The sequence below is a fragment of the Micromonospora sp. NPDC003776 genome, from assembly GCF_053605645.1.
The window spans coordinates 1-2,232 of record NZ_JBSGJR010000820.1; the positions used below are offsets into that span (position 1 = coordinate 1).

Annotated in this window: 3 protein-coding genes; all 3 read left to right on the plus strand. The window is 74.9% G+C overall.

All coding sequences use genetic code 11. The features are described 5' to 3' along the window. Nucleotides 1-950 (plus strand): apolipoprotein N-acyltransferase (gene lnt, locus ACWEVO_RS35310; RefSeq protein ID WP_452311749.1); only part of this gene is annotated, 950 nt, incomplete at its 5' end. Nucleotides 951-989: 39 nt separating this feature from the next. Beyond that, nucleotides 990-1,778, plus strand: coding sequence for a polyprenol monophosphomannose synthase (locus ACWEVO_RS35315; RefSeq protein WP_452311750.1), 789 nt, complete (start codon nt 990-992; stop codon nt 1,776-1,778). 54 nt (nt 1,779-1,832) lie between these two features. Continuing rightward, a partial coding sequence (locus ACWEVO_RS35320; RefSeq protein WP_452311751.1) for an FxsA family protein occupies nt 1,833-2,232 on the plus strand: 400 nt, incomplete at its 3' end.

Here is a 2,232-nt window from a genome sequence, read left to right on the forward strand (position 1 = left end):
TGCTGCTGGCCGCCGCCGGCGGCGTCCCCACCGGCGTACGCGGCGGCGGGGAGACCATCACCGTCGCCATCGTGCAGGGCAACGTGCCCCGCCTCGGGTTGGACTTCAACGCCCAGCGGGAGGCCGTGCTCAACAACCACGTCGAGGAGACCCTGAAGCTCGCCCAACAGGTGACCGCCGGCACCCAGCGCCACCCCGACCTGGTGGTGTGGCCGGAGAACTCCAGCGACATCGACCCGCTGCGCAACCCCGACGCCGGCTACCGGATCTCCCAGGCCGCCGACGTGATCGGCGCGCCGATCCTGGTCGGCGCGGTGCTGCTCGGCCCCGGCGAGGGGCAGGTCCGCAACGCCGGCCTGCTGTGGCGCCCGGGCAGCGGCCCCGACCTCGACCAGCTCTACACCAAGCGGCACCCGGTGCCGTTCGCCGAGTACATCCCGCTGCGCAAGATCGCCCGGATGGTCAGCGCGGAGGTCGACCGGGTCCGCTCCGACTTCGTGCCGGGCACCCGCGCCGGCGTGCTGGCGACCGGCGACGTCACCCTCGGCGACGTGATCTGCTTCGAGGTCGCCTACGACGGCCTGGTCCGGGACACCGTCACCGGCGGCGGGCAGCTGCTGGTGGTGCAGACCAACAACGCCACCTTCGACGTCGCCGAGGCCCGCCAGCAGCTGGCCATGGTGCGGCTGCGTGCCGTCGAGCACGGCCGCAACGCCCTGATGGCCTCCACGGTCGGAGTGTCCGGGTTCGTTACCCCCGACGGGCGGGTAGACGGGGCCACCGGGTTCAACACGGCGGCCGTGGTGGTGCGGCAGATGCGGCGCGGTGACGGGCGTACGCCGGCCACCCGGGCCGGGGTGTGGCCGGAGGTGGCGCTCGCGGCGCTGGCCGTCGCGGCCCTGGCCGGCGCGGCCGTGCTGCGCCGCCGCCGGGAGGCCGACCCGGAGTAGGCGACGGTGCCGGCAGGCCGGCGGGGAGGCGGTACGACGGTGGTCCTGGCAGCCGACAGGAAGACGGTCGGCCACCCTGGGGTGGGGCGGGTGCTCGTGGTCGTGCCCACCTACAACGAGGCCGACAACGTCAGCCGGATCGTCGCGCGGGTCCGTGCGGCGGCGCCGGGGGTGGACATCCTGGTCGCCGACGACAACAGCCCCGACGGCACCGGGGAGATCGCCGACCGGCTGGCCGTCGACGACCCGCACGTGCACGTGCTGCACCGGCAGGGCAAGGAAGGCCTCGGCGCGGCCTACCTGGCCGGTTTCGCCTGGGCCCGGCAGCGCGGCTACGACGCGGTGGTGGAGATGGACGCCGACGGCTCGCACGCCCCGGAGGACCTGCCGGCGCTGCTGGACGCGGCCCGCGACGCGGACGTGGTGATCGGCTCCCGGTGGACCCGCGGCGCGCGGGTGGTGAACTGGCCGTGGCACCGGCTGCTGCTGTCGCGCGGCGCGAACCTGTACACGCGGCTCGCCCTCGGGATGCCGGTCTCCGACGCGACCGGCGGCTACCGGGTGTACCGGTCCCGGGCGCTGGAGGCCATGGGCCTGGACGCGGTGCGTTCCCAGGGCTACGCGTTCCAGGTGGAGCTGTCCCGGCTGGCGCACCGGGCCGGGGTGCGGATGGTGGAGGTGCCGATCACCTTCGTGGAGCGGGAGCACGGCGACAGCAAGATGAGCCCGCTGATCGTGGCCGAGGCGCTGTGGCGGATCACCACCTGGGGGGTGCGGGACCGGCGGGCCGCGGCGCGGCGCCCCGACGCGTTGGCCCGGTGGCCGTGAGCGTCGGCGTGTCATGCTGGAAGGGCGTGATGACGCCCTGGCTGAAGAGGTGAGATGCGCCGAGGACTGAGGTTCGTACCGCCGGCCCTGCTGCTGCTGGCGCTGCTGGAGCTGGCCGTGTTCGTCCTGGTGGGCCGGGGCATCGGCTTCGGTTCCGCGCTGCTGCTGATGTTCGCCGCGTCCCTGCTCGGGTTGGTGCTGCTGCGCCGGGAGGGCATGCGGGCGTGGCGGGGCTTCCGCGCCGCCGTGGAGTCTCGGCAGCCGCCGGGCCGGCAGGTCACCGACGGGCTGGTCGGCCTGCTGGGGGCGCTGCTGCTGGCCCTGCCGGGCCTGGTCAGTGGTGCGCTGGGGCTGCTGTTGCTGGTGCCCCCGCTGCGCCGGCTGGCCCGGGTCGGGGTGCAGCGGGCCGCCGAGCGTCGGGTGTCGTCGATGGTCGCCGGTGACCTGTTCGGCC